This window comes from Myxococcus sp. AB036A (genome assembly GCF_006547355.1).
GTDB lineage: Bacteria > Myxococcota > Myxococcia > Myxococcales > Myxococcaceae > Myxococcus > Myxococcus virescens.
On sequence record NZ_VHLC01000119.1, the window covers coordinates 1 to 25,546 of the forward strand.

The following is a 25,546-nucleotide window of genomic DNA, read 5'->3' on the forward strand; positions in this document are numbered from 1 at the left end:
CGCCCGGGGTGGCGGGCGTCAGGGTGGCGGCCTCGAGCGGCCGGCCGGCGCTCGGGTCCGTGCTCTCGGAGGCGAGCTCGCCACGAAGCGCCACCAGGGAGTCCTCCGACAGCCGGCCTCGCTCCCGCAGCAGCTCCAGGGGGCCACGCCGCAGGCGGAGCGCTTCCTCACGCAGGACCGCCACCTCCTCGCCGGAGAGCAGTCCTTCGTCCATCGCGAGGAGGAGCTCCTCCTCGTACGTCTCATTCAATCGCCCCGCCACGTGCACGGCCCCAGCATACGGGCTGGCGCGTGGCGGGGGGAAAATCCGCCGGGAGGCCCACGAGGCCGGCGGAGGGGCCTCAGAGGGAGGTGTGGACCTCCCGGCGGAAAGGTGTAGCGGTCAGCCCTTAGCCGCGCTTCCTCCGGCGGAGGCCGAGCAGGCCCAGGAGCGCCAGCCAGGACGCGGCGGGCGCCGTGCTGCAGCCGCCACCGGCGAAGGCCCGGGTGAGCTCCACCGTCCATGAGTACGCCGCGGGGGTGCTGTCCACGTTGCCCGCGCGGTCCGTGGCCCGCACGCGCAGGGTGTGCTGACCCTCGCCCACGTCATAGCTGTTCCGGCAGGGCTCGAAGGGGCCCCCGTTCAAGCTGCACTCGTAGGTGACGTCCTCCTCGGAGGCGCCGTACTCGAAGGTCGCCGTCCGGTTGCCGCCGCGCGAGGGCGGCGTGCGCGGGATGCGCGTGTCGGGCTCCTGGGTGTCGATGATGAACTCGCTGGGCGCGGAGGGCTCGCTGGTGCGGCCCTCGCTGTCGGTGGCGGTGGCCGTCACCGTGTGCGGGCCATCCTCCAGCGGCTGGGCCGGCGTGCAGGTCCACGCGCCCACGTCGTTGGTGGTGGTGGTGCAGAGCACCGTGTCGCCCTCGTACACCGTCACCACCGTGCCCGGAGCCGCCGTGCCGCTCAGGGGCGGCGTCGACGTGTTGAGCACCGCGCCGTCGGCGGGCCCGGTGATGACCGGCGGCTCCGTCGTGGTCAGGGTGATGGTGAAGGTAACGGGCGTGGAGGTGGGGCCGGGGTTGCCGCCCGGAGGCGTGGCGGTGGCCGTCACCGTGTGCGGGCCTTCGGCCATGGGCGTGGCGGGCGTGCAGCTCCAGTTGCCCGCCGCATCGGCCGTGGTGGTGCAGAGGGCGGTGCCGCCCTCGTACACCGTCACCTCGTCACCCGGGTTCGCCGTGCCGCTCAGCACGGGCGTCTGCGTGTCCAGCACCGCGTCCGGCGTGGGGCCGGTGATGACCGGAGGCGCCGGCGGCGAGTAGTCGACGATGAAGTCCACGGTCGTGGACGTCTGCGGCGCGCCCGGGAAGGTGGAGGTGACGACGGCGGTGTGCGGCCCTTCCTCCAGGTCCGTCGGCAGCGTGCAGCTCCAGTTCCCCTCCGCGTCGGCAACGACCGTGCACACCGGCGCGGGGTTGCCGTCCAGGTACACGTCCACGGTGGCGCCCGGCGTGGCGGTGCCCTCCAGTTCCTCGCCGGCGGTGCCGCCCGGCGTCGGGGACGTGACGACAGGGGCCGTCTGGCAGATGGACAGCGCGTCCACGCGGTACGTCACCGCCGTGTCGGAGTTGTTGGCCAGGTTGCAGTCGGTGTCGACCAGCGCGATGCGCACGTCACCCGTGGCCGCCGTGAAGTCGCGGGACAGGGGGAAGCCCAGGGGCATGGCCTCGGCGCGCGTGGCCGAGCCCGGACCGCCGTGGGGCGTGTAGCCCAGCGAGAAGCCCTGCACCTGCGTGCCCGCGTTGGCGCTGACGCCGATGACGCCGGGGTACCAGTTGGCGCCACCCGAGTAGCTCACCGCGCCGGACACGTACCGGACGCGGTAGCGGCCCGGCACGCCCAGCCCGGCCTGGATGGCCGCGTCGGGCAGCACGGGGGCGTCGATGTCCGACACCTGCGTGCAGTTCGTGTTGCCCTGGCGGGTGATGAACACGTTCACGTCCGCCGTCTGGCACGCGGCGCCGCTCTCCACGGTGCACGTGGCCGAGCAGCCGTCTCCGTTGGTGGTGTTGCCGTCATCGCAGGCCTCGCTGTCCGCCTTGATGCCGTCACCACACGTCACGGCGCACACCGACGGGATGCCGGTGCAGCCGAACCCGTCCTCGATGGCGCAGGTGGCCGAGCAGCCGTCGCCCGCCGTGGTGTCGCCGTCGTCGCAGAGCTCACCCTCGTCGAGGATGCCGTTGCCGCAGACGTTGAGGCTGATGCAGGTGTTGGTGGTGGGGTTGCAGATGCCGCTCTCGCAGACGCCGGACGCATTGCAGGGCTGGCCGTCCTCCAGGAGGCAGCGCGAGGAGCAGCCGTCGCCGTTGTTGAGGTTGCCGTCGTCACACACCTCGGCGCCCGCGCGGGTGCCGTCACCACAGGTGGTGGCGCAGGTGCTGGGCGCGCCGCTGCACGTATAGCCGTTCTCCACGCGGCAGCTGCCGCTGCAGCCGTCGCCCTCCGTGGTGTTGCCGTCGTCGCACTGCTCGCCGCTGTCCACCGTGCCGTTGCCGCAGGTGGGCACGCAGGCCTGGCCCGGAGTGGGGCAGGCGTAGCCCGGCTCCACCGCGCAGGTGGCGTTGCAGCCGTCGCCCGCCGTGGTGTTGCCGTCATCACACGCCTCGGCGCCCGCGCGGGTGCCGTCACCACAGGTGGTGGCGCAGGTGCTGGGCGCGCCGCTGCACGCATAGCCCGGCTCCACGCGGCAGCCGGAGGAGCAGCCGTCGCCGCTGGTGGTGTTGGCGTCGTCGCACGTCTCGTTCGAGTCCAGCGCGCCGTTGCCGCAGCTCTGCACGCACACGGACGGGCCGGTGGCGGGCGCGCTGCACGCGTAGCCATCCTCCACGCGGCACTCGGTGCTGCAGCCGTCCGTCGGATTCAGGTTGCCGTCATCGCACTGCTCGCCCGGGTCGACGTTGCCGTTGCCGCAGGTGAGCACGCAGGCCTGGCCCGGAGCGGGGCAGGCGTAGCCCAGCTCCAGGGTGCAGGCGTTGGAGCAGCCATCACCCAGGGTGGTGTTGCCGTCGTCGCACAGCTCACCCGCGTCCATCCGGCCGTTGCCGCACAGGGGGGCGCAGGTGGACGGAGCGCCCTGGCACTCGTAGCCGCGCTCGATGCGGCACGCCGAGGAGCAACCGTCCGAGTCGTAGGCATTGTTGTCATCGCACTGCTCGCCCGGGTCGATGGCGCCATTGCCGCACGTCATCACGCAAGCCTCGCCCGGGGTGGGGCAGGCGTAGCCGGACTCCACGCGGCAGCTCGCGTTGCAGCCGTCGCCCGCCGTGGCGTTGCCGTCGTCGCACTGCTCGCCTGGGTTCAGCGTGCCGTTGCCACACGTCTGGGCGCAGGTGCTGGGCTGGCCGGTGCAGCCGTAGCCTGCCTCGATGCCGCAGGTGGCGGAGCATCCGTCACCGTTGGTGGCGTTGCCGTCGTCGCACTCCTCGCGCAGGGACACGGCGCCGTCGCCGCAGCGGTCGTCGTACGCGTCCACGAACAGGTAGCGGAAGGCGTTGGGCTCGCTTTCCTCGTTCTCGTTGCACAGCTCGATGCGGTTGCGGCCCGTGCGCCAGGGCGCGTTGGCGCCGAACTCGCGGAAGATGTTCTTCTGCCAGGGCATGCCCGCCGGCTGGTTGACGACGGTGGGCGTGAAGTTCTGCCCGTTCACCCGCGCGCTGGCGAAGTCGTTGTCGTTGAAGGTGGCCAGCCGCAGGCGGAACTGCGAGACGTTGGTCGTCGAGGGCACCATGAAGTCCTGGTACACGCAGACGGGGGCGCCCAGCGGCGCCTCCATGAAGCGGGCCGTCTGGATTTCCTGGGGCCAGTCGCTGGCGGCCCGCGGACCGGTGGCCGCGCCCGTGGTGGTGCCGCTGTAGAACCAGTGCGGATCCGGGCCGACCTCCAGCCGGCGGTTGTTCTCGTCCACGCCGGTGTTGAAGACCGTCACGCCCGCGCGCACGCAGCGGCTGGGGCTGCCGGCGCAGGCGAAACCAGGCTCCACCTCGCACAGGCGGTTGCAGCCGTCGCCCTCGAAGCGGTTGCCGTCGTCGCAGACTTCCTGCGCGTAGGACGGGTGGGCGCGGTTGTTGAACACGCCGTTGCCGCACAGGGACAGGTCACAGGTCGCCGTGCAGTCGGAGCCGGGGACGTTGCTGTCACAGGCCTCGCCGGAGTCGACGACGTTGTTGCCGCACAGGCTCGCCAGCGAGCAGGGGCGCCCGGGCACGTGGCACAGGTAGCCCGCTTCGATGGTGCCGGTGGCCGAACAGCCGTCGCCGCTGGTGGTATTGCCGTCGTCACATTGCTCGCCGGGCTCGAGCTGGCCGTCTCCGACGAGGGAGGCGGTCCGGCTCACGAGCACGGGCTCGGTGGGGGGCACGGCTGTCCGGGCACCGCCCGAATCACAGCCGGTCAGGGATGAGAGCAGCGCGAGACAGAGCGCCGCCGTCTTGAAGAGGACACGCGTTTTCATGGGGATGTCTGCCTCGGTTCTCAGTGGGTGTCGGGAGAGGGCTCGCCCTGCTGCGTCTGCACGCCCTCTGCGTCGCCGACGATCTTGAACTCCACGCGGCGGTTCTTCGCGCGGCCCTGCGTGGTGTTGTTGTCCGCGATGGGCTGGGTGGTACCGAAGCCCTTGGCATCCAGGCGCTCCCGGGCCACGCCCTTGCTCACCAGGTAGCGAACGACGGCGTCGGCGCGGCGCTGGGACAGGTCCAGGTTGTAGTCAGGGTTGCCGCGGTTGTCGGTGTGGCCCTCGACACGCACCTTCTCCACTTCCGGGTGGGCGATGAGGATGTTGGCCACCGTGTCGAGCAGCTTGTTGCTGCGCGCGATGATGACGTCCTTGTTGTTCTCGAAGTAGACGGCCTCGAGCAGCTGGATGCGATTCTCGCCAATCTGCGCGAGCTGCTTCTCCTTGCAGCCGTGGTTCTTCGCCGGGCCAGGCTCGGTGGGGCAGTTGTCGAGCCGGTCGACGAGGCCGTCACCGTCGGTGTCCTTGTCCGGGCAGCCGCGGTTCTCCTTGGGGCCGGCCTCGTTGGGGCAGCGGTCGGCGGTGTCGAGCACGCCGTCGTTGTCGTTGTCCGGGTCGGGGCAGCCGTCCTCGTCCTGGAAGCCGTCCTTGTCCTCGGCCTGGTCCGGGCACTGGTCCTTGGCGTCGGAGATGCCGTCCCCGTCCGTGTCCGGGTCATCCGGGCAGCCGTCCTGGTCCTCGAAGCCGTTGAAGTTCTCCGCCTCCTTCGGGCAGCGGTCCGCCAGGTTGGGCAGGCCGTCGCCGTCGTCGTCCCCGTCCGGGCAGCCATTCAGCTCCGACAGGCCCTCGTCGGTGGGGCAGTGGTCGGCGGCGTTCTTGATGCCGTCCCCGTCCAGGTCGAAGTCCGGACAGCGGGCGGGGTCATGCGGCTGACCCTCCACACATGCGTTGGGCGTGGAGGCGGGGGTGCCGAAGGTGAGGCCGGCGAGCACCCGGAACGACGGCGTGCCCGGCGTGCTGCCGAAGCCAGGTCCACCCATGGCGTAGACTTCCGTGCCCGCGGGCATGGGAACGCGCACGCCCAGCAGCACTTCCATCGACTCCGGCGCATCCGCGACGGGCAGGGTGCCGCGCACCACCAGCTCCTGGCGGAAGCCGAGCAGGCCGGCGGACAGGTTGACGCCGCCGTTCAGCTCCGTGCCCAGCTCGTCGAGGTGCGGCTGCGTGTTGGGGGACAGCGCATACGTCTTGGTCCGCACCAGCGCGCCCAGGTCGGCGCCCACGCGCCACGTGCCACCCAATTGCTTGCCCAGGCCGAGCCGAGGCGAGAAGACGAAGCCCTGGTCCCGGGTGAGCGTCTCCGTGCTGCCAATGGGCAGGGCCGCGCCGAGGTGCAGGCCCAAATCCATCAGCCCGCCGCGCTGCTCGGAGAGGATTCCCGCGCGCGCCTGGAGCCACGGCGTGCCAAGCGCGCTCGTGGACGGCGTGGCGACGCCCAGCGCCGCGGTGTCCGGTCCCCACTGGGACACGATGGGCACCTGCGCGCCGAGCTCCAACCAGTCGGTGATGGCATAGGCACCACTGAGGTGCACCGTCACGCGGTTGGAGACGATGACACCTTGTTGCTCTCCACCGGAGACGAGCACCAAGGGCTCCTTCTCATAGTGTCCGGTGAAGCCGAGGCGGTACTCGCCGCGGGACATGAGGTCGCCGGTGGACAGCACCAGGCTGTCGCGTGCACCGGGATTGAGTTGCAGCCGCTCCAGCTCGATGCCGGGGATGCGCTGCGCCTGGGCTTGAGCCGTGACCGCCCAGAGGACGGCCAGACCTCCAAGCCATGGGTGATACGGATGTGAAGACAAGAGTTCCTCCCCCTCAACGTGGCGCCGGAAAAGCGCACGCGGGTGTCCGCCATACTTGAGACTCGGAGTGTTTTGCACGCAACGCGCCACGTTTGTTTCGGGGGGGACCTCAGAGGTGTGTGAGAGGGACCTGGGAAGTGGGTTGGGTCCGGAAGGGGGCGGTTGACGTGTCAGCGCCGTGTCGCGCCGCCGCCTGACGCGTCAATGACGTGTCAGGCGAGGTCCCGGCACCGGATGTCGAAGGTGGGGTGGGGGGCGACCCGCGTCCTGTGATGCGCCGCGTCAGGTTGGGCCAGAAACATTGCGGCGTTCCCAGGTTGTTGTCGCCATCGGGGTTCAACCAAGATTCAAGGTCCTTGGGGACGCTGACGCTCAGCGCATCACCGCTCCTGTGGGAGCAGTTCCTCGTGGGGGCACTCGACGGGGAGGCGGGGTTGCGCCCGGAGTTGCGCTCCATCCTCCCCCGCTGGCAGCGCTCACGGTCGCTGGGCGCCCCGAGCACCGGACAGCCGGATGAAGGGCCCCGTGTGGGCAGCCTGGCGCTGGTCGAGCGCCGGGCCCGGCTGGAGCCGGTGTGGCACGAGCTGGGCGGCATGCTGGAGATGTTGTCGGCGGCGCCCCTTCCTTCGGGGCGGGTGGCGCTGCTCGCGGACCGCGAGGGCGTCATCCTGGCGACGCGCAGCTCGGGCGGGGACTTCACCCACCACGCGGATTACGTGCGCCTGGTGGAGGGGGCCCGCTGGGATGAGACGTCTCGCGGGACGAATGCCATTGGCACGGCCCTGGCGGAGTCCTCCGCCGTCGCGGTGGTGGGGCCGGCGCACTACGCGCAGCGGCACCATGGGCTCGTCTGCTACGCGGCGCCGGTTCATGACCCCTTTGGAGAGCTGGTGGCCGTGCTGGACGTCACGGGGCCGGCTGGCGCGGCGGATCCGCTGGTGCTGGTGGCGGTGGCCAGTGTGGCCCAGGCCGCCGAGGCGCGGCTGCGCGAGGTCGCATGGGCCCGGGTGGCCGCGGCGGCGCGGGGGGGATTGGAGTCGCGCCTGTCGCGTGAGGATGGCCCGGTGCTCGTCGTCGAGCCGATGGGGCGGGTGAGTCGCTTCAATGCGGCCGCGCGCGCGTTGCTCGGTGGGCAGGGGCCGATGGCGGTGGAGGCGGCGCTCGGTGTGTCGTGGCGGGTGCTGACGGACGCCGCGTTGCGAGGCGTGGCGCTGGAGACGCGTCTTGCTTCACAGGGGCCGGCCTGGCGCATCCATGCGGAGGCGGCGGGGACGGGGGATGGGAGCTCGGCGCTCGCGGTGCTGGTGCGGCTGGAGTCTTCTGGTGTCCGGTCCCTGGGAATGACTCCTGGGCGCGCGGATTCACGTCCGGCGGTGGCGGAGCCTTCCGCTGAGGGCCGTGCGCCTCGCACGCTGTCCCGGGACCTGTGGGGGGCGGACACGGTGGCACCATCTGGACCGTGGGCGACGCTCAAGGGGAGCGACCCTCAGCACCGCGCCACGTTGCGAGAAGCGGAGCGGTTCGCGCCCACGAGCTTGCCGGTGCTTCTGCTGTCGGAGACGGGCACCGGCAAGGAGCTCCTCGCTCGCGCACTGCACGCGGCCAGTACGGTCGCCTCGGGGCCCTTCGTGGCGGTGAACTGCGGTGCGCTGTCGCCCGCGTTGCTGGAGAGTGAGCTGTTCGGCCATGCGCCGGGCGCCTTCACCGGCGCGCGTGTCGGCGGCGCGGAGGGGAAGCTGGCGGCGGCGGACGGCGGAACGCTCTTCCTCGACGAGCTGGCGGAGATGCCGCCCGCGCTCCAGGTGTTGCTGCTTCGGGTGCTGGAGGACGGTGCCTATTCGCGCGTGGGAGAGTCCCGCGTGCGACGCTCGCGCTTCCGCCTGGTGGGCGCCACGTGCAGAGATTTGGACGCGGCCGTGCGCAACGGCACGTTCCGCTCCGACCTCTATTTCCGCCTCCAGGGCGCGGTGCTGCGGCTGCCACCGCTGCGCGAGCGCAACGACCTGCTGGAACTGGCCCAGGCACTCCTCCGGCGGTTGTCGGAAGAAGATGGCCTGACCACGCCGAGCATCTCCGCCGCCGCGCTCACCCGGCTCGCAGCCCACTCCTGGCCCGGCAACGTGCGCGAGCTGAAGACCGTGCTGCGGTTGGCGCTGGTGCGCGGGGGAGGCGCCCCTGTGTTGGACGTGGACGCCCTGCCGTCGGGGCTCGGAAGCCCGCTCTCGCCCGGGGGCCAGGAGGAACCACGGCCCGCTGTGCCGCTTGCTTCCAGTTCGCCGCGTCAACCGAGCGCGGGTGCCGCCGCCGGCCCGCTGCGCGAGCTGGAGGCCCGCGCCATCCAGGAAGCCCTGGCGCTCAGTGGCGGCAACGTGGCGCAGGCCGCCCGGCGCCTGGGCATCGCACGGAGCACGCTCTACCGGATGGCGGAGCGCTTCGGCATTACGCTGCCCTCGCGCGCCTGAACGTTCACTGGAGGACGGTGTCCATCGCGCGACGCACCTGTCGCGCTCCGCGCCATGCGTGTCCGGACAGGTGTCGCAGAGCGGGACACGACGCGCCGCAACGTCGACGGACGCGTGCGCTGGCACGCGCGCTGCTCTGGGGGGGCCCGGTCACCAAACCACCCAAGGAGAGCGCAGTGATCTACGCCGCCCCCAATCAGCCCGGCTCCAAGGTGCAGTTCAAGCCCCGCTATCAGAACTTCATTGGCGGGCGCTGGGTCGAACCCACGCGTGGTCAGTACTTCGAGAACATCAGCCCCGTGACGGGCAAGCCCTTCTGTGAAGTGGCCCGCTCCACGGCCGAGGACATCGAGAAGGCGCTGGATGCGGCCCACGCGGCCCGGCTCTCCTGGGGCCGCACCTCGCCGACCGTCCGAGCGAACATCCTCAACAAGATCGCCGACCGGATGGAGCAGAACCGGGAGATGCTCGCGGTCGCCGAGACGTGGGACAACGGCAAGCCCGTGCGCGAGACGCTGGCCGCGGACATCCCGCTGGCCATCGACCACTTCCGTTATTTCGCCGGCTGTATCCGCGCGCAGGAAGGCGGGGTGAGTGAGCTGGACCACGACACCGTCGCCTACCACTTCCACGAGCCGCTGGGCGTCGTGGGGCAGATCATCCCCTGGAACTTCCCGCTCCTGATGGCGGCCTGGAAGCTGGCCCCGGCGCTGGCGGCGGGCAACTGCGTTGTCCTGAAGCCCGCGGAGCAGACGCCCTCCAGCATCCTGCTGTGGACCGAGCTCATCCAGGACCTGCTGCCCGAAGGCGTGCTCAACGTCGTCAACGGCTTCGGCGTCGAGGCCGGAAAGCCGCTGGCCAGCAGCCCGCGCATCGCGAAGGTGGCCTTCACCGGCGAGACGAGCACGGGCCGGCTCATCATGCAGTACGCCAGTGAGAACCTCATCCCCGTCACGCTGGAGCTGGGCGGCAAGAGCCCCAACATCTTCTTCGAGGATGTGATGGCGCAGGACGACGACTTCTTCGACAAGTCGTTGGAAGGCTTCGCCATGTTCGCGCTCAACCAGGGCGAGGTCTGCACCTGCCCGTCGCGCTCCCTCATCAGCGAGCGCATCTACAGCCAGTTCATGGAGAAGGCGCTCGACCGTGTCCGCAAGGTGAAGCCGGGCAACCCGCTGGACACCGACACCATGGTCGGCGCCCAGGCGTCCAACGACCAGTTGGAGAAGATCCTCAGCTACATCGACATCGGCAAGAAGGAGGGCGCCAAGGTCCTCACGGGCGGCGAGCGCGTGGCGCTGCCCGGCGACCTGAAGGACGGCTACTACGTGGCGCCCACCGTGTTCCAGGGCCACAACCGCATGCGCGTCTTCCAGGAGGAGATTTTCGGTCCCGTGGTGAGCGTGGCGACCTTCAAGGACTTCGACGACGCCATCCGCCAGGCCAACGACACGCTGTACGGCCTGGGCGCCGGCGTGTGGACGCGTGACGGGAACACCGCCTACCGCGCGGGGCGCGCAATCGAGGCGGGCCGCGTGTGGACCAACTGCTACCACATCTACCCCGCGCACGCGGCGTTCGGCGGCTACAAGCAGTCCGGCATCGGGCGGGAGAACCACCGGAAGATGCTGGACCACTACCAGCAGACGAAGAACCTGCTGGTCAGCTACAGCCCCAAGGCCATGGGCTTCTTCTGATGAGTGGCGCCGGCCCCGGTCCCGGCACGGGCGGACAGGACGGCGCCACGGCGGTGGCCCGGGTGGACGTGACGCCCGAGGCCGCCGCCGTCATCCGCCAGCTCCGCGCCACGCACGGGCCCTTGATGTTCCATCAGTCGGGAGGCTGCTGCGACGGCAGCGCGCCCATGTGCTACCCCGTGGGGGACTTCCGCGTGGGCCAGCGAGACGTCTTCCTGGGCGAGGTGGAGGGCTGCCCCGTCTACATTGGCGGCGCGCAGTTCGAGTACTGGCAGCACACGCACCTCACCCTGGACGTGGTGAAGGGGCGGGGCGCCGGCTTCAGCCTGGAGTCCCCGCTGGGCGTGCGCTTCCTCACCCGCAGCCGCGTCTTCACGGACGAGGAATACGAACGGATGAAGGACGCGCCGCCGCCCCGGCGTGGACCTCCGGAGTAGCCGTTCCAGCGTCAGCCCGTGGGGTGGGACGACGGGCTTCTCCCCGGACTTCCACCCCATGCCCTGCGCGGGGCAGGGGCCCAGACCGCGCGGTGCATCGCGGTCTGGGCTCCTCGCGCGCGAGCGCTGCTCAGGCGGGCGCGGAGCCGTTCCCCTCCCTGCGGTGGTAGCTGGCCACGGTGAAGGACGCGGTGACGGTGAAGGGCTCGGGCAACACGTCCGCGCGCCGCCGCAGCTCCTCCGCGGATGCATGGAACGCGCTGGGCCCCATGGCCGCGATGTGGAACGCGTCGTCGCGCGTCAGCCGCAACGTCAACTCCAGCGATTCCCGGACGCCGGGCTCGAACGTGGCCCGCAGCCGTGTGTGGAGCCGCTCCTCCTTTCGCGCGTCGACGCTCAGCATCCCCATGGGTTGGATGAGCTGTGTCAGGTGCTGGTCCGTGGGTGTCACGATGAGCAGCGCGCCTCGGCGCCTCAGGACGCGGTGGAGCTCCGGGATGTTGCGAGGAGCGAAGACACTGAGCGCCAGTGCAACGCTGTGATTTCGGATGGGCAACGTCCGCTCGCCGTCCGCGATGAGGGCTCCCGCCCGGGCGTGGGCCCTGGCGGCCCGGCGGGCAGCGAAGCGGGAGATGTCGATGGCGAGCCCCGTCAGCGCCGGGCACCGGTCGAGTACACGGGCCAGGTAGTGCCCGGTACCCGCTCCCACATCGAGCACGCAGCCCTCTGGCGCATCGGCGCCGGTGAGCCGCGCGGCATGCTCCGCCAATAGCGCGGCCAACGGTTCGTAGTGGCCTCGCGCGAGGAAGGCCTCTCGCGCGGCGACCATCGACTGGGTGTCTGCATTGCCCGGGGCGCGGTGGCCCGGCAGGAGGTTGACATAGCCCTGCCTGGCGACGTCGAAGGCATGGCGCGCCACACAGCGCAGCGCCGTTGCTTCCTGGCGAAGCGGTGACTGGCAGATGGGACAGCAGAGCAGTGGAAGAAGGGGCGGCGGAAAGCGGGGCGAAGCGGACGCTGACATGCGGAAAGGGCTCCAGAGGCTCGTGGCGGCGCATGGCCGGGAACGAGTCGCGGGAGGCCCTCAGGCGCGGGGTGTCAGGACCCTGGTATGAGCGCCCGGCAGCCCGCACGCGCGTGGAAGCCGCACACGCATGACGGAGGTTCGTCACGCACGGGGCGCACGCCAGGCGAGGCCGTGGCTCAGGAGCAGGAGCGCGGCACATCGCGCCCGGGCCTTCCGCGACGCGGAAAGCGGGCACGAAGGCAGCAAAGAGACCGGGGAGGCCCTACCAGGGCACACGTCGCCTGGAACGGACGCAGTGCTGCGGCGTCCGAACAGCGCGGAGCAGTCCGCTTGCTGCCGCGCTCAGCCGCGCAGGCGACGCAGGGACACGGGGGCCAGGTGCCGACAGGAATCCATGACGAGGAGCCTATGCCGCTTCGTCGAACACTTCCAGCGCGTCACGCACGCCGGGCAGCGCGGTGAGCAGCTCGAATTCGTCGGACTGGAGTATGGAGACGCGGCGGCCGGAGAGGCGCTCCATGAGGAGCTCGATGCGGTGTTCACCCTTCCCAGTCGCGTGGCGGAAGATTCGCGCGCGGAAGCCCTCCGCGTGGCACGCGAGGATGTCCTTCTGGAGGCTGCGCAGTCGTCGGACGACCTTCAGCGCCGCTCGGCCCTCGGGGGTCTCGAACGTGTGGAAGTGCCGGTTCCGCGACAGCGGCTTGCTGGGGTCATGGAGCCTCTCCACGAGGCGCCGAACGAATGGGTCCATCGACGAAGGAGGATAACATCCGGTACCCTGCGCCTCAGCGATGCACCGTCTTTTTCGAATCAGACCGTGGACCCTGGCGCTCCTTCCGCTGCTTGCTTGCAAAGAGCCGGAAGTTGCCGCCGCGGAGAACCAGGCCAAGCGGGCCCAGGCAGCATTGACTGAAGCCCGTAGCCACCTGTCCAGCGGACAGGCCAACGCCGCGCTTGCCGCACTGAGCAGGGCCGCCACCGCGGCGCCTGACAATCCGGAGCCGCACCTGCTCATGGCGCAGGCCCACCGCATGGCGGGCAACGAGGGCGCCGCCATCCTGGCCTTGAAGCAGGCGGCCTCCATGTCGCCGGGCTCGGACCCCACCATCCAGCGCCAGCTGGCCGACATCTATCTCCAGCAGGGCCTCACCAAGGACGCGCTCGCGGCGCTCATCACCATGCGGGACGCGGGAAACCTGCCGGACGCGGACGTGCTGCGGCTGGCCCGTATCCAGGCGCGTGAGGGCATGATTGATGCCGCCTTCAAGACGCTGGAGAACATCCTGCGGGAGAACCCGGACGACGCCGAGGCCAAGTCCGTCGAGGCCGAGGTGCTCTGGCTCAAGGGCGACGAGCTCCTGGCCGCCAACCTCATGGACCGGCTCCTCAACCAGGACCCGGCGCTGGCCTCCGCGCGGCTGCTGCGCGCGCGCTACTTCCTGGTGAGCGGCTTCCCGGACCTGGCCGAGTCCGACCTGAACGCCGTGAAGGGCGCTGACGCGGAGCGGCCGGAGGTGGTGACGCTGCGCGCGCGGGTGCTGCTGGCCCTGGGCCGGGCCGCGGACGCGGAGGAGGCCCTGCGCAAGTTGGTGGAGGCGCAGCCGCAGAACGCCGACGCGCTGGCGTGGCTGGCGGAGTCGGTGCGGGTGCAGGGCCGCCGCGCGGATGCGCAGTCCCTGGTGGACCAGGCGCTCCAGCTCAACCCCCGGCTGGCCCGGGCGCAGTACGTGCGCGGGCGCTCGCTGGAGGAGCAAGGGGACCGCCGCGGCGCGGAGGAGGCCTACCGCTTCGCGCTGTCCGCGGAGCCCCGCTTCGCGCCCGTTCACGCCCGGATGTGGCGCATCCACTTGAGTGCGGACCGCATCACGGACGCGGAGACGTCGCTGGAGCTGCTGCTCAGCATGAGCGAGGCCACCATCGAGGAGAAGGCCCAGCTCGCCGCCCTCTATGCGCGGATGCAGACGAAGGTGACGCAGGGCCTCAAGCTCATCGACGAGGCCCTGAAGCGGGAGCCGGAGAACCCGGACTACCTCCGCACCCAGAAGGCGCTGAACGCGCTGCTGCCGAAGCCCAAGAAGAAGTCCTCGGGCCCCGTCATCATCCGCGGCGGCCGCTGACCACCGCCAGCGGCGCGGCCTCCGGCCCGGGAAGGCCGGGGGCATCCGCCACCACGCGCTCCAGGGCCTTGAGGCCCTTGCGCTGGCCCACCGCCACCACCGTGAGGTTCTCCCGGTTGAAGTAGCGCCGGGCCACCTCGCGCACGCGCGCGGCGGACTGCGAGTCCACCAGGTCGGCGCGGTGGCCAAACGACTCCGGCGTGCGGAACAGCTCCGTGCCGCCGAACCAGCCGGCCAGCTCGCCCGGCGAGTCCTGGGAGAACTCCAGCAGCATGCGGTGCCGGCGCTTGGCGCGCGCCAGCTCCTCTTCGCCCACCTCGTTCTCACAGAGCGTGGACAGCACGCGGAAGGCCTCGGTGATGACCGTCGCGGCCTTTTCCGGAGCGCTGGCGGCCTCAATCTCGAGCAGCCCCGCGTCGTGGTACGCGTCCAGCGACGCGCTCACGGAGTACGCCAGACCGCGCTTCTCCACGATTTCGAACGGCAGCCGCGACGACAGGCCGTCATCCAACACGCGTCGGATGATCTGCAGCGCGGGGTAGTCCTCGTGCTGCTCGGGTACGCCGCGGAAGTTGAGGCGGAACTCCGTCTGCGACTCGTCATGGCTGACGAAGTGCAGGCGCGGGCCGGCCGGGGTGAGGGGCGGCGGCGCCTCGACGCTGGACGGGCCGCGCGGGAGCCGGGCGAAGGCTCGCTCGGTCATCTCCACGACTTCCGAGCGCTTCACCCGGCCGGCAGCGGTGACGACGATGTTCCCCGCGACGTAGTGCTGGGCGAAGTGCTCCAGAATCTGCGGGTGCGTCATGTTCGTGACGGACTCGCGCGTGCCGGCGATCTTCAGGGCCAGCGGGTGTCCGGGGAAGAGCAGGTGCTTGGACAGGTTGTCCAGGTCGATGTCCCGGCCCTTCTCGTCCACCTCGTCGAGCATCTCCTCGAGGATGATCTGCCGCTCCACCTCCATGTCGGTGAGGCGGGGACGGGTGAGCATGTCGCCGATGATGTCCAGGCCCACGCGCAGGTGCGCGGGGTGGATGGGCGTGTAGTAGTACCCGTGGTCCCGGGTGGTGACGCCGTTGAGGTTGCCGCCGACCTCTTCCACCGCCGCGTTCATCTTCACGGTGTCCGGCCAGCCCTCGCTGCCGCGGAAGAAGAGGTGCTCCAGGTAGTGGCTGACGCCGTTGCTGACGAGCGTCTCGTGGCGGCTGCCCGTCCGCACGTAGACCGCGAGCAGGGCGGTGTGGAGGTGGGGCGTCTCGATAGTGACGACGCGCAGCCCGGAGGGCAGCACGTCCCGGTACGTAGTGAAGCTCATGCGCGAGGAAGCCTTAACACGAAGGCCGTCCCCTGGCCGGGAATACTCTGGCAGGAGAGCGAGCCACCGTGCACCTGGAGGATTTGCTGGCTGACGGCCAGGCCCAGGCCCGTGCCCCCCTCCTTGGTGGTGAAGAAGGGCTCGAAGAGGCGCTGTCGGATATCCTCCGTCATTCCCTGTCCGGTATCGCGCACCGTGACTTCCACGGCGTCCTCCGCCGGACGGGTGATGATGGTGAGGCGGCCGCCGGACGGCATGGCCTCGCGGCTGTTTCGCAGCAGGTTGAGGAAGACCTGCCGCAACTGGCCCTCGTCGGCGAGCACGTGCGGGGTATCCAGGGCGAAGTCGCGCACCACTTCCACGCCGGCGCGCTCCAACTCCTCGCGGGTGAAGTCGAGCACGGTGTCCAGCACGGCGGTGACGTCGCGCGGGTCCAGGTCGGGTCGGGGAGGGCGGGCCATGCGCAGGTACTGCTCGGTGACATCCGCCAGGCGGTCCACCTCCTGGGTGACGGCGGAGATGAGGTCCTTCACCTCGGCTGCGTCCTCGGGGGTCGGGAATCGGGCGGTTTCGAACCCGTCCTGGAGCAACTCCACGTTGAGGCCAATGGAGGACAGGGGGTTGCGCACCTCGTGGACGATTTGCGCGGAGATGCGGCCCACGGCGGCCAGTTGCTCCGCGCGCATGAGGGCCTCGGCCTGGGCCTTGAGCTGGGCCTCGCGCGCCTGGAGTGAGCGGGCCATCTGGTCGAACTCGCGGGCCAGGACGGCCACCTCGTCGTCGCCGCGCACGCCGAGCTGGGCGTTGTAGTCACCGCGGCCGATGCGGGACACGCCCCGGATGAGATTGCGCATGGGGCGCAGCGTGCGGGCGGACCAGGCAGTGGCGCCCACGCCCACGGCGATGGCGGCCACGGAGAAGCCGATGATGAAGAGGCCGGTGGTGCGCTCGCGCTCCTCGGCGCCGTCCACGCGCTCGCGGATGCGGTTGGACAGGGCGGCGCGCAGCACGCGAATCTCGCGGCCGATGGCGTTCTCCTCCTGCCGCAGCGCGGCGGTGGCAACGGCGACCTGTTCCCGGTCCGGATTCTCCGTGGAAAGGACGGCGAAGACGGCCTCCGCGGCACGGCCGTAGTCGCGGTAGCGGGCCTGGAGCTCGCCGAAGCGGTCCTCCAGGCCCCGGATGAAGGGCACCTCGCTGTCGGGGGCGGAGGCCAGCACCTCATGCGCCTTGGCCTGGGCGGCGGCGAGCCGCTGGGTCATGAGGGGCGAGTTGTAGGTCCGGGCCAGCCGGATGAAGGCGCGGCGGATTTCGACGTTGCCCTCTTGAATCAGGCGCTCGGTGTCCTTCTCCTGGGTGGAGTGGAAGGTCTCCAGCTCCGCGGCGTCCTGGGAGAGCTGGAGGTAGCCCTGGCTCACCAGCCGGATTTCCAGCCGGTTGCGGTGGAGCTCCGTCACGCTGAACAGGGACACCAACCCGAAGGTGCCGAGCACCACGGCGTAGCCCAGGAAGATGCGTGTCGCGAGGGAGAGCTTCACGGGCATTCCTCGCTACGTGGCGGGCCGTCCAACCGCAAGTCTCGTCTCCAGGGGGCGCAGGCGCCTGCTCGGGGGCCGCCGAGGGGGAGGGGCTACCTCCAGTGGGTCTCAGCGTACTCCAGGGGGCGCGCTGGTACCCGTTCGAATCCGTACTGGTTCGAGCGGAAGGCGCGGCGCCAGGGATTGGCCGCTGGATGCGTGAGAATGGATGGCGTCTCTGTGGTGGCCTTGGAATTGTTCTTTGTGAGTGCGCCGCGCAGATGGGCTGACGCCTTCATCGGAGCATTCTTGTCTGGAATTGGTTTTTCTTCGAGCCAGGTCTTCGCCTCCCTTTCGTATGGCAATGCGAGCCTGCAATTCCTTTTTTGGAGCGGGCGGGTCCGTGTCTCCCATGGGTGGGAGATGTCAGAGGAGAGCCATGATGAAGCTGAAGACGCTGGTGGGTGCCGTGGTGATGGCGATGATGACGGCCTGCGGGCCGCTGGAGGAGTCGTCCGTCGATGAGGGCGCGCAGGTGTCCACGCTCTCGTCGGAGGAGCTGGAGAAGCTCCAGTCTTCGATTCCGGTACCGGACGCGGAGATGCTGCAGGCGCTGCAGGAGGCGTGCGGTACCACGCCCGAAGGTGCCTGTGTCGCCGCCGGGTACGGCGCGTGTACGGGGTGGTCGGCCATCGTGGATTGCGGCACCATCTCGGCGTGTGACCCGGACGACGTCGCGTGCAAGACCCGCGTCTGCGACCCCGAGCGCCCGGGCGACTGCGAGATGTACACGACGGGGACGCAGTACCAGGCCCGCAACCAGTACCGCGTCTGCTCCAACACGGCGGGCCAGACGTGCACCGAGTACATCCGGACCAGCCGCAGGGTCTGCGGTTGCGGCGGCAACGGCATTCCGTTCTAGTCGCCAGTGACAAGGCCCGGCCCCTCATGTGAGGAGCCGGGCCGTTTTCCTTCCAGCGCCCGCGGGCCTCAGTGGGACGCGGCGGGCGTGGGCACCGCTTCGTCCTCACCCGTGGCCCGCTTCGCGTCGCCGCGGAGCTTCTGCATCAGCACGTAGAGCCCGGGGATGAACACGAAGTTCACCACCGTGGACACCAGCATGCCGCCGAACACCGCCGTCCCCAGGGAGTTGCGGGACGCCGCGCCGGCGCCGGAGGCCATCATCAGCGGCACCACGCCCAGGAGGAAGGCGATGGACGTCATCAGGATGGGGCGCAGGCGGACCTCCGCCGCCTCCACCACCGCGTCGATGGTGCTCTTCCCGCCCTCCCGTAGCTGCTCGGCGAACTCCACGATGAGGATGGCGTTCTTGCTGGCCAGGCCGACCAGCATCACCAGGCCCACCTGGCAGAACACGTCGTTGGCGAACCCGCGCGCCAACTGCAACCCCAACGCGCCCATGATGGCCAGGGGCACGGAGAAGATGATGACCAGCGGCAGGCTGAAGCTCTCGTACTGCGCCGCGAGCACCAGGAAGACGAAGAGCAGGCCCAGCGCGAAGATGATGGCCGTCTGCCCGCCGCTCTCCTTCTGTTCCAGGCTGATGCCCGTCCACTCCGCGCTCATGCCCTGAGGCAGGTGCTGCGTGGCCAGCGTTTCCATGGCCTCCAGCGCCTGTCCGGAGGACACGTCCGGCGCCGGCTGCCCGTTGATCTCCGCCGAGCGGAACAGGTTGTAGTGGCGGATGACCTGGGCGGACACGGTGGGCTCCACCTTCACCAGCGACTCAAGCGGAATCATGTCCCCGGTGTCGCTGCGCACGTAGAAGGCGCCGATGTCCGACGGGCTGTCGCGGAACTGCTGCTCCGCCTGGACGTACACCCGGTAGGTGCGGTTGGCGTAGTTGAAGTCGTTGACGTACTGGCTGCCCATGTAGACCTGCATGGTGCCGAACACCTGCTCAATCGGCACGCCGAGCGCCTTCGCCTTCTGCCGGTCCACCTCCACGTCGAGCAGCGGCGTGTCCGCGTTGAAGGTGCTGAAGGCACCGCGCAGTTGCTCGTGCTCGTTGGCCTTCGCCACCAGCATCTGCGTGGCCGCGGCCAGGTCATCCAGCGAGCTGGTGCCGTCGATGTCCTCGACGATGTACTGGAAGCCGCCCACGCTGCCGACGCCTCGGATGGCGGGCGGCTGGAAGGGCATCACGCGCGCTCCGCCGATGCGGCTCAGCGGGGCACGCAGCCGCTCCACCAGCGCAGCCACCGACTGGTCCTTGCCCTTGCGCTCCTCCCAGGGCGTCAGCGACGAGAAGATGGTGCCCATGTTGGGGCCGCTGCCCATCATGGAGAAGCCGCCAATGGCGAACATGGCGCGCACCTCGGGCTGCGCCTGCAAGACCGCCTCCGCCTCCGCCAGCACCTTCTCCGTCTGGGCGAGAGACATGCCCTCGGGGCCCTGGATGGAGATGATGAGGTAGCCCTGGTCCTCATCGGGGATGAAGCCCGTGGGCGCGACGCGGAAGAGCATCACCGTGCCGCCGATGCACGCCAGGAAGGCGACCAGGACCAGGACCGGATGCTTCAGCAGCTTGCGCAGGCCCCGGCCGTAGAGCGCCTTGGTCCCGTCCAGTGCCTTGTCCACCCAGCGGAAGAAGACCCACTTCGGTCCCTCGTGGTGCTTCAGCATCTTCGCGCTGAGCGCCGGGGTGAGGGTGAGGGCGCAGAAGGTGGACAGCGCCACGGAGGCGGCGATGGTCAGCGCGAACTGCCGGTAGATGGCGCCGGTGGTGCCCGGGAAGAGCGCCACCGGGACGAACACCGCCACCAGCACCACGGAGATGGCGATGACCGCGCCGGTCACCTCCTTCATGCCCTCGCGCGCGGCCTGTACGGGGGACAAGCGTCGCTCCACCATCAACCGCTCGATGTTCTCGATGACGACGATGGCGTCGTCCACCACCAGACCCGTGGCCAGCGTGAGGCCGAAGAGGGTGAGGGTGTTGATGGAGAAGCCCATCAGGTGGACGAAGGCGAAGGTGCCAATCAGTGAGACGGGGAGGGTGAAGGCGGTGATGAGCACGCTGCGCCAGCCGTGCAGGAACAGAAAGATGACGAGGATGACGAGGACGATGGCTTCCACCAGCGTCTTGATGACCTCGTTGATGGAGGCGCGGACGGCCAGGGTGGTGTCGGTGCCCGTCTGGAACTGCATGCCGGGGGGGAACTGCTTCGACAGCCGCTCGAGCTCCGCGTACACGCCGTCGCGCACGTCCAGCGCGTTGGCGGTGGGCAGCTGGAAGATGCCCAGGCCCACGCCCGTCTTGCCGTTGAAGCGCAGGACGGAGCCGTAGTTCTCCGCGCCCAGCTCCACGCGGCCCACGTCCTTCACCCGGATGCTCGTACCATCCGTGTCCCGCATCAGGACGATGTCGCCGAACTCCGCCGGCTCCACCAGCCGGCCCCGGGCCCGCACCGCGATCTGGTAGGGCTGGTCCTCGGTGGACGGCGGCTGGCCAATCTGACCCGCGGCCACCTGGAGGTTCTGCTCCTGGAGCGCGCGCGTCACGTCCTGGGGCGTGAGCTTGCGGCGCGCCAGCTCCGTGGGGTCCAGCCACAGGCGCATGGAGAACTTGCGCTCGCCGAAGATGCGGACGTCACCCACGCCGGGCACGCGCTTGATGGCGTCCTTCAGGCTCACGTCGGCGTAGTTGCTGAGGAACTTGGCGTCGTAGCGGTTGTCCTCGCTGAACAGGCCCACCGTCAGCAGCATCTGGCTGGAGGCCTTGTTGACGACGATGCCCGTCTGGTTCACCTGCGAGGGCAGGCGCGCCGCGGCGCGGCTGACGCGGTTCTGCACGTCGACGGCGGCCACCTCGATGTCGCGCGTGGCCTCGAAGGTGATGGTGATCTGGCTGGTGCCGTCGTTGCTGCTGGTGGAGGTGATGTAGCGCATGCCCTCCACGCCGTTGAGCTCCTGCTCCAGCGGGATGGTGACGGCGCTCTCCACCACCTCGGCGCTCGCACCCACGTAGGTGCTCGTCACGGTGACTTGTGGCGGCGCCAGGTCCGGGTACTGGGAGATGGGCAGCGTCGGGATGGCAATCAGCCCCACCAGCGTCAGCAGGATGGAGCAGACGATGGCGAAGACGGGCCTGCGGATGAAGAAATCGACGAACATGGTGCGCTATCCGGCCCTTCGTTCAGCGGCTCCCGCCGAGAGTGCCGCCACCATTGCCAGAGGCCCGGGGCGGGCCGCTGTCAGTGGGGGCGTTGGGGGCGTTGGCCTGCTTGGGTTTCACCGCCATGCCGTCACGCAGCGCTTGCAGCGAGGACACGGCGACCTGGTCGCCTGACTGGAGCCCGCTCTCCACCACGTAGGCCATCTCGCCCAGCGCGCCGAGCGTGATGGGGCGGCGCTCCACCACCGTCTTCCCGTCCTTCGCCAGGACCACCAGCGCGAAGGGCTGCCCGCTCTGCCGCACGATGGCGAGCGCGGGAATCTGCAGCGCATCCCGGGCCGAGTACACGAGCCGCGCGCGCACCAGCTCGCTGGGGCGCAGGCCCACGGTGTTGCGGAAGGCGGCCTTCACCTCCACCAACTGGGTGCGCGGGTCCGCCTGGGGCGCGATGTAGAAGACGTTGCTGGTGACCAGCACCTTCCCCGTGCTGTCGAGGATTTCGAGCGCGGTGTCGGGCTTCATCGACCGGGCGCGCGGCGACGGCACCGACACGCTCACCTCGAGCACGTCCGCCTGCGCCACGCTGGTGAGCGGCGTCGTCATGCCCACGTAGTCACCCAGCCGCACCAGCACGTCGCCCATCGTGCCGGCGAAGGGCGCGCGCACCACGTGGTACTGGAGCTGCACCTGGCGCTGCGTCACCTGCGCGGCGGATGAACGCGCCGCGGCCTGGGCTGCCTCCACCTGCGCGCGGCCCTGCTCCAGCTCCTGCGCGCTCGCGAGCCCTTCCTTGTAGAGCGCCTCGGTGCGCTCCAGCGTGCGGCGCGCCAGCTCCAGGCTCACCTGGGTGGAGCTGAGCTGCGCCTGCGCGCTGTCGAGCGCGGCGGTGCCTTCGCGCGAGTCCACCTCGATGAGCGCGGCGCCGGCCTCCACCTTGTCACCGGGACGCACGTGAATCTTGCGCACGTAGCCCGCGACCTGGGGCAGCACGTTGACGCTCTGCCGCGACATCAGCGAGCCCAGGTACTCCCCCGTTTCGCGCACCTCGCGCGGGGTGAGCGTCACGATGTCCACCTCGCGGGGCGGAGGGGCCGGCGGGGCGGCCTTCTGGCCCGAACAGCCCGCCACCACCGCCAGCAGGGTGACACCCCACATCGCCTTCATCTGATTCACCAGTCGCACCGCGCCTCCGTCAGGAATGCGTCCAGGCGCGCCTGGACGAGCTCGAATTCACGCAGCACCAGGGTCAGCTCCGCCTGGCGCAGGGCCGCTCCGCTTTGCACCAGCTCGAGGCTGCTGCCGCGGCCCACTTCAAAAGAACGGCGGGTGAGCCGGTCGGTCCGGTCCGCGAGGTCACGGGACGCCACCGCCGTCGCCACCAGGGCCTCGGCCACCTCCACGGCGCGCCGGGACTGGGCCACCTGAATCGACACGTTGCGGCGGGTGCTCTCCAGCGTCTCCGCCGCCTGGCGCTCGAGCCCCTCTCGCTCGCGAATCAAGCCGCCGCGCAGGCCGCCTTCCCAGATGGGGACGGAGAGCACCGCGGACACACTCCAGATGGCCACGCGGCCGAAGCCGGGGTCCGTAGTGAGGCCCACTGCGGTGCTCGACAGGCCCAGGGTGGGCAGGTAGCCGGCGGTGGCTTGTTGGCGGCTGTCACGCGCGGACTCCAACTGCGCGCGCGAGGCCACGAGGTCCGTCCGCTCGTTCACGTCCTTCAAGGGCGTGCAGGCCCGCTGCGTCTCGTTCACCAGCCCCTGGAGGTTGAAGTCCCGGCTGACGCCAACGGCGTTGCCGAAGCCCACCGCCAGGCCCAGGGCCTCACGGCTGCGCCGCAGCTGCTCGTCTCCCGCGACGAGGGCGCTGCGCGCCACCGCCACGTCCTGCTCCACGCGCACCACGTCCAACTGGTTGCCCGCGCCCAGTTCATACGTGCGCTGCGCGAGCGCGAAGCGCTCCAAGGCCTGCCGCAGGCCCACGCGGTTGATCTCCGCCGCCCGCTCCGCCGCGACCGTGGACACCAGCACCTGGGCCAGCCCCCGGGTGAGCAGCCGCCGCGTCTCGCCCAGCGTCGCCGCCGCGCCTTCCTCAGCGGCCACGGCCGAGGCGCGCCCGCGCCAGGCGCTGATGTCCACCAGGGATTGCGTCACGTTCGCCGTGGCGGTGAGCAGCGGCGTGGAGGGACCGCGGGTGTCGCCGCCACCAATGCCCACCAGCGGCGTACCGCCAGCGCCCACGGGGAGGTCGGGGTTGAGGAGGTCCACACCGACACTGGACGACAGACGTGCATTGGGGAGCAGCGCGGCCAGGGCCTGCCGGGAGCGGCCCGCGGCGCGTTCCACGCCGGCTTCGGCGCTTCGGAGGTCGGTGGAGCGCTCCCGGACGAGCGCGAGCGCCTCGTCCCAGGTCGTTACCTGCCGCTGGGCGGGGGCAACGGGGGTGAGCATCGCGTCCTCCACCTTCGGCTGGAAGGGGACGGGCGCAGGAATGGACGGTGACGGCTCGGTCAGCGTCGACGCTGCGACGAGCGCCAGGAGAATGATGGAAGGGGATGCCATACGAGGAGGAGGAAATGAGGGAACTGCGTGTGGGCTGAAAACTTCCCCCCCGTTGTGACCAAACGCGTCGCGTCGATGTAATTGACAATGGTTGACGTCTGCAACCATCTTTAGGGGGAGATGACTGTCCCGGAGCAAATGGCTTCGCTGCGGCGCGCCATCCGCCGCCTCCTCACCGAGCGGCTGGGCGAGCAGACCAGCAGACCCTTCATGCAGTTGTTGGCGCTGAAATCCATCGCCGACGGTGTGCGCAGCCAGGCCGCCATCGCGGAGCGGATGCTCGTGGACGCACCCTCGGTGAGCCGGCTCGTTGCGCGCCTGGAGGAGGACGGCCTGGTGAAGCGAAGCATCGCGGAAGATCGCCGGTGCGCGCGCCTGGAGCTGTCCCCGGCCGGCCAGACCGAGCTGAACCTGCTGCGCGACGCGCTCCTATGGACGGACGTGGAGCTGCTTCGCCACCTCACGGTGCAGGAGATGGCGGAGTTCAAGCGCCTCACGGTCAAGCTGCTGACGGGCCTTCTCCAGGCCCGGGGACCGGTGCCGCTGGAAGGCGGCTGCGGCCCGGCCGACTCCTGATGTGGAAATGACGAAGGGCCCGGCCCTGGAGGTCCTCCAGGATGCCGAGCCCTTCAATGTGCCCATGGGAGGGCGGATGCGTCAGGCCTGCGCGGGCTTGGACTCCGCGTCGGTCGGAGCGCTCTCGGGCGCCTGCTGCTCGGTGTCGGCCGGGGCCTCCGTCTTGGGCGTGGCCTGGGCCTCGGCCTCGGCGCGCACGCGCGACGTCTCCTCGGTGCGCTGGTCGCTGGCGGCGACCTCCTCGGGCGTCAGCTCCGTGCGGTCGGCGAGCATGCCCGTCTTCTTCTCCAGGTCCTTGATGGCCCGGCGAATCAGGTCGCGCTCCAGGAGCGTGCGGTTGAGGCGCTTTTCCAGGGCCTTGTACTTGTCGCGGCTCAGGTCCAGGTCGTGCTTGGTGGCGGCATAGACGCGCTGCTGCGTCTCGTTGCGGCCCTTCACCCGGCGCAGCTCCTTCTCCAGCTCCACCGCGCGGAGGCGGTCCTTGTTCGCCGCCTGCTCCAGCCGCTCCATCTTCTCGCGGTCGGCGTCATTCAGCTCGCGGTAGCGGCGCTGGCCACGCTCCTGCGGCACCGTCTCCGTCGCCGTGGGCACCACCGGCACCACCGCGGCGATGACAGCCTCGCCCTCCTGGGCGGGCGCGGCGACCTGCGTGGCGGGCGCGGCGATGGGAGCGGCCGGCGCGGGCTGCGGGCGGCGGCCCTTGGACTCCATCTCCGCCTTCAGCCGCTGGTTCTCCACCAGCGCGTGGGACAGCTCCTCACGGGTCCGCTCGAGCTGCGTGGAGGCGCTGCGCTCCACCTCGGCGCGCGCCTTGGCCAGCTCCTGCGCGCTCTTGTCGGACTCCTTCTGCTCGTAGAGCTTGCGCTTGGCCTGCTTCAGCTGCTCCTTCACGTCCTGAAGTTGAGTGCGCTGCTCGTCCAGCTCCTTCTGCTTGCGCTGCAGCTCCGCCTCGGCCTTGGCACGCGCCTGGGTGTCCGTCACCAGCTCGGCGCGGGGCGCCGACGAAGACGTGGACGACGACGGAAGCGCGGCGTGCTTGGGGCCGGCGAAGAGATTGAAATAGAGCGAGATGGCGAGCCCGACAGCAAGGGCGAGGACCAGGACCAGCACGGGAACGACCTCCACGGGGAAATGCAAAAAGCGGGGCAGCCTACCGTCAGCCCCCAGGGCGTCAAGGGTCCACTGCTAGACGTGCTTCGGTTCACTCCCTGCGTCGCCCCGGCCAGCGGCCCGGCGTGCGTCCGGGGTGCCGACCGTCACCTTAGTACGCGTACTCCCAGCCGCCGCGCCCACCGGTGCGGGCTCCCAGGCGGGCACCCAGCTCCCGGAGCCGGCGGACCCGCTCGGGGATGGGCG

17 protein-coding genes are annotated in these 25,546 nt (G+C 70.2%); 6 read left to right on the forward strand and 11 right to left on the reverse strand.

The window, feature by feature from the left end; genetic code table 11:
- From FL344_RS32935 to FL344_RS32945, 3 genes are all read right to left on the reverse strand, one after another.
- The coding region (locus tag FL344_RS32935; RefSeq protein WP_141621314.1) for a hypothetical protein at positions 1 to 268 on the reverse strand (268 nt) is incomplete at its 3' end.
- Between the two features lie 121 nt (positions 269 to 389).
- Positions 390 to 4,487 (reverse strand): DUF4215 domain-containing protein, encoded by a 4,098-nt coding sequence (locus FL344_RS32940; RefSeq protein WP_141621315.1) that lies wholly within the window; start codon positions 4,485 to 4,487, stop codon positions 390 to 392.
- Positions 4,488 to 4,507: 20 nt separating this feature from the next.
- Positions 4,508 to 6,349 carry an OmpA family protein gene (locus tag FL344_RS32945; protein WP_141621316.1) on the reverse strand — a complete coding sequence of 614 codons (1,842 nt, stop codon included), beginning with the start codon at positions 6,347 to 6,349 and terminating at the stop codon, positions 4,508 to 4,510.
- Positions 6,350 to 6,705: 356 nt separating this feature from the next.
- Between FL344_RS32945 and FL344_RS32950 the strand changes: the two genes are divergently transcribed.
- The 3 genes from FL344_RS32950 (at position 6,706) to FL344_RS32960 (ending at position 10,945) form a co-directional block, all read left to right on the forward strand.
- On the forward strand, positions 6,706 to 8,811 hold the full coding sequence (locus FL344_RS32950; RefSeq protein WP_141621317.1) for a sigma-54-dependent Fis family transcriptional regulator: 2,106 nt from the start codon (positions 6,706 to 6,708) through the stop codon (positions 8,809 to 8,811).
- A gap of 176 nt (positions 8,812 to 8,987) precedes the next feature.
- Complete coding sequence (adh, locus tag FL344_RS32955; RefSeq protein ID WP_141593400.1) at positions 8,988 to 10,508, forward strand: aldehyde dehydrogenase; 1,521 nt, start codon at positions 8,988 to 8,990, stop codon at positions 10,506 to 10,508.
- Positions 10,508 to 10,945: a DUF779 domain-containing protein gene (locus tag FL344_RS32960; RefSeq protein WP_141621318.1), complete on the forward strand. Its 438-nt coding sequence runs from the start codon at positions 10,508 to 10,510 to the stop codon at positions 10,943 to 10,945. Before adh ends, FL344_RS32960 begins: the two co-directional genes overlap by 1 nt.
- Positions 10,946 to 11,075: 130 nt before the next feature.
- On the opposite strand, the gene FL344_RS32965 is transcribed toward FL344_RS32960, so the two are convergent.
- Both FL344_RS32965 and FL344_RS32970 read right to left on the reverse strand, forming a co-directional pair.
- Positions 11,076 to 11,969, reverse strand: coding sequence for a putative RNA methyltransferase (locus FL344_RS32965; protein WP_228565550.1), 894 nt, complete (start codon positions 11,967 to 11,969; stop codon positions 11,076 to 11,078).
- A 409-nt stretch (positions 11,970 to 12,378) separates the two neighbouring features.
- Positions 12,379 to 12,723 (reverse strand): hypothetical protein, encoded by a 345-nt coding sequence (locus tag FL344_RS32970; RefSeq protein WP_141621319.1) that lies wholly within the window; start codon positions 12,721 to 12,723, stop codon positions 12,379 to 12,381.
- Positions 12,724 to 12,763: 40 nt separating this feature from the next.
- On the opposite strand from FL344_RS32970, the gene FL344_RS32975 reads away from it, so the two are divergent.
- Positions 12,764 to 14,089 carry a tetratricopeptide repeat protein gene (locus tag FL344_RS32975; RefSeq protein ID WP_141593402.1) on the forward strand — a complete coding sequence of 442 codons (1,326 nt, stop codon included), beginning with the start codon at positions 12,764 to 12,766 and terminating at the stop codon, positions 14,087 to 14,089.
- Here the strand turns inward: FL344_RS32975 and FL344_RS32980 are convergent.
- Complete coding sequence (locus tag FL344_RS32980; protein WP_141593403.1) at positions 14,070 to 15,401, reverse strand: pitrilysin family protein; 1,332 nt, start codon at positions 15,399 to 15,401, stop codon at positions 14,070 to 14,072. The genes FL344_RS32975 and FL344_RS32980 overlap by 20 nt on opposite strands.
- On the reverse strand, positions 15,398 to 16,945 hold the full coding sequence (locus FL344_RS32985) for a HAMP domain-containing sensor histidine kinase (RefSeq protein WP_141621320.1): 1,548 nt from the start codon (positions 16,943 to 16,945) through the stop codon (positions 15,398 to 15,400). Before FL344_RS32985 ends, FL344_RS32980 begins: the two co-directional genes overlap by 4 nt.
- Before the next feature lie 412 nt (positions 16,946 to 17,357).
- Here FL344_RS32985 and FL344_RS32990 point away from each other — a divergent pair, with 412 nt between their 5' ends.
- Positions 17,358 to 17,840 carry a hypothetical protein gene (locus tag FL344_RS32990; protein ID WP_141593406.1) on the forward strand — a complete coding sequence of 161 codons (483 nt, stop codon included), beginning with the start codon at positions 17,358 to 17,360 and terminating at the stop codon, positions 17,838 to 17,840.
- 68 nt (positions 17,841 to 17,908) lie between these two features.
- Here FL344_RS32990 and FL344_RS32995 read toward each other — a convergent pair whose 3' ends face one another.
- The 3 genes from FL344_RS32995 to FL344_RS33005 are packed head-to-tail and all read right to left on the reverse strand — an operon-like array spanning position 17,909 to position 23,614.
- On the reverse strand, positions 17,909 to 21,055 hold the full coding sequence (locus FL344_RS32995) for an efflux RND transporter permease subunit (RefSeq protein ID WP_141593407.1): 3,147 nt from the start codon (positions 21,053 to 21,055) through the stop codon (positions 17,909 to 17,911).
- Between the two features lie 22 nt (positions 21,056 to 21,077).
- Positions 21,078 to 22,238, reverse strand: coding sequence for an efflux RND transporter periplasmic adaptor subunit (locus FL344_RS33000; protein WP_141621321.1), 1,161 nt, complete (start codon positions 22,236 to 22,238; stop codon positions 21,078 to 21,080).
- Positions 22,226 to 23,614: a TolC family protein gene (locus FL344_RS33005; RefSeq protein WP_141593409.1), complete on the reverse strand. Its 1,389-nt coding sequence runs from the start codon at positions 23,612 to 23,614 to the stop codon at positions 22,226 to 22,228. The genes FL344_RS33000 and FL344_RS33005 overlap by 13 nt, the downstream gene beginning before the upstream one ends.
- A gap of 138 nt (positions 23,615 to 23,752) precedes the next feature.
- Here FL344_RS33005 and FL344_RS33010 point away from each other — a divergent pair, with 138 nt between their 5' ends.
- Complete coding sequence (locus tag FL344_RS33010; RefSeq protein WP_228558432.1) at positions 23,753 to 24,190, forward strand: MarR family winged helix-turn-helix transcriptional regulator; 438 nt, start codon at positions 23,753 to 23,755, stop codon at positions 24,188 to 24,190.
- An 81-nt stretch (positions 24,191 to 24,271) separates the two neighbouring features.
- Here the strand turns inward: FL344_RS33010 and FL344_RS33015 are convergent, their stop codons facing one another.
- Complete coding sequence (locus FL344_RS33015; protein ID WP_141621322.1) at positions 24,272 to 25,300, reverse strand: cell envelope biogenesis protein TolA; 1,029 nt, start codon at positions 25,298 to 25,300, stop codon at positions 24,272 to 24,274.
- Positions 25,301 to 25,546: the final 246 nt, after the last annotated feature.